We start from the raw sequence: 2,332 nt of genomic DNA on the forward strand, positions 1-2,332 counted from the left end.
TGGCGATGATTCCTGCTTTGTGGTGATTCCAGAAAAATCTATAAAATCAATGTGATGCGCTTATTTTGTGAACACGCCCTAGCACATTGATCCGCTTGCTATGCTGACTGTCTAATCCACGGGTTTCACCCTGCGGCTGCCAGGCATAGGGAACGCACGGAACGGTGCTGAAGCCGGCCTCGTCAAAGTAGTACATCCGACACTTGCCTTGCGCTTCGAGCTCATGCAAAAAACTCTGTAGCTCCTGCTCTCGGCGGAACGCCGCTGCGTCCCGTCGGGGTTTCAGCGTGCGTCGACAACGTTTCCACACGTAATGGAAACGCTTTTTCAGACAGCGTGCCAGCGTGTCCGGGCTCGACTGCTTGCCCGTGTGCGCTGCCAGCTTGGCCAGCGCCTGCTTCAGTTGGCGCGGTTCTTGGTCCACCCACTCCTTCAGTTGCTGGCACTCTTGGTCCGTATACAGCGCCGGGCGGCCACTGCGCGGGCGGTCGTATAGCCCCAACAGTCCCTGCTCCTGCCAACTGTCAAGCCAGCCGATGACCGCGTTACGCCACACGCCGAACACCCGGCATAACTGGGGAACCGTGAAGCCACGCGCACTCAACAGCACGGCATGGGCACGTTGACGCAGCCGAAAGCTTGGGCCATTCCGATAAGCTTCTTGCAAAGTCACTGTTTCCGCTTCATCCAGCGGCCTGACAAATTTCATCCCGTCACCTGCAGGTTGTTCGCTATCCGTATTGTCTACTCTTCGAACCCACAAAGAAATGCTCGAAAACTTATGCTGGACTACTTATTACGCATATCAGGCTCCCTAACAGGATCATGAATCCGTCGAACCTGTATTGAGGCGGCACGACCACTGAGCGAAGCGCTAAGGAGCTGTTACGAAATAATGTTTACACTTGCTGATCTGAAACCGGCGTGGCAGGGCAGGGCAGATGGTGTAGTTCCATTCCCCATGGAATTCGTGGCGCTGGAGTCTCACGCGTGCCATCTGCTCGTCGGATACTCTGATCTGGGTGGGGTAGGCTCCCCGGTCAAGCTCTGCCCTCACCGTCAGGCCGGTGCGCGTGGTTGTGGCGGAGATGAGTTCCACGACCACCTCGTGGCTAACCAAAGGACGCCCTCTCCAATTCATGCTGATATGCGAGAAGAGTCGATGCTCGATCTTGTTCCACTTGCTCGTTCCGGGTGGGAAGTGACACACCGTCACTTTGAGCCCCGTCTCGTCGGAGAACGCTTGCAACTCCACTTTCCACAGCCGCGCCCGCGACCCATTGCTGCCACCGCCATCAGCGCAGATGAGCAGCTTGTCCGCCCGCGGGTACTGCTCCGAGCCCATGGCGCTCCACCAGCGACGGATGCTCTCGACGGCGAACGCGGAGGTGTCATGATCGCACCCCACATTGACCCAGCCCACATTGTGGGCCATGTCGTAGACCCCGTAAGGAATGGCCTTGCCCACCTCCGGATTCACAAAATCATAGACATTGACTTTCTCTGGGTGGCTGGCTGGATGCCACTCCTGGCCACCATTCTTGTACTGACCGATCAGCTCCTTCTTCTTGGTGTCTACTGAAATGACAGGAAGCCCTTTCGAGAGGCAGTCACAGGCCTGGTCGTTGATATACTGGAACTGCGCATCCCGCGTCGGATGAGAGCTTCCTTCCAGGGTCTTGCGATTCGCCTGAAGACTATAGCGCTGCTCCTTCAACAAATCGGCCACGACCCGATGGCTCACGCGATGCCCTCTTTCGGCCAACGCCTCCGCCAACTGGCGCGTGCTCTTGCACGTCCAGCGCAGGGGCGACATGGGGTCCCCACGCGTCCCGGGGTCCACCAAACGCTCGAGGACTTCCATGAGCCCTGAGTCCCTGTCCCGCGCCTTCTTCCTTCCGCCCCCCACCCGTCGGACTCGCTCACCTTGCATGCTTTCGCGCACACCGCCCAGCTCTTTCAACCCCTTGAGGATGGTTGGCTGGCTCAGTCCGGTCAGCCGAGCCACCATCGTGATGCCTCCACGGCCCAATGCCTTCGCTTCTGCCGCCGCGGTCAGACGCTTCTGCCGCTCATTGAGATGAGGCGCTAAGGTGACAAACACCTCGTGGACCAAACGCTCTGTCTCCATGCTCAAAGGCTATACCTGCCCCAGAGAAATGTAAATGTTATATCATTACAGCTCCTAAGGTGCGCCAGACCTTCCGCACCATCCTCTTCAAGGTCGGCCGCTGGCTCGCGCAGCAGCACGCGCAGGTGCGCGAGCCCGCACAGTGGACCCGAGAGCTTTGTGCGGCTTACCTCGCCTGGGTGGAACGCCTCTGTGTCGGGG

The 2,332-nt window shown here is 58.6% G+C and carries 2 protein-coding genes; both read right to left on the reverse strand.

Annotated features, from left to right (window positions below; all coding sequences use genetic code 11):
- Positions 1–46: 46 nt before the first annotated feature.
- A complete protein-coding gene (locus tag WB402_RS14070) occupies positions 47–709 on the reverse strand; it encodes an IS630 family transposase (protein WP_424208921.1) in 663 nt (220 codons plus the stop codon).
- Between the two features lie 165 nt (positions 710–874).
- Complete coding sequence (locus tag WB402_RS14075) at positions 875–2,131, reverse strand: ISAzo13 family transposase (RefSeq protein WP_424208923.1); 1,257 nt, start codon at positions 2,129–2,131, stop codon at positions 875–877.
- Positions 2,132–2,332: the final 201 nt, after the last annotated feature.

Origin of the sequence: Sulfuricaulis sp. (assembly GCF_049587675.1) — a bacterium.
In the GTDB taxonomy this organism is placed as follows: domain Bacteria; phylum Pseudomonadota; class Gammaproteobacteria; order Acidiferrobacterales; family Sulfurifustaceae; genus Sulfuricaulis.

Excerpts from the sequence above, each read along its gene's own strand:
- WB402_RS14070 (WP_424208921.1), bottom strand. The coding sequence starts at position 709 with ATGAAATTTGTCAGGCCGCTGGATGAAGCGGAAACAGTGACTTTGCAA.
- WB402_RS14075 (WP_424208923.1), bottom strand. The coding sequence starts at position 2,131 with ATGGAGACAGAGCGTTTGGTCCACGAGGTGTTTGTCACCTTAGCGCCT.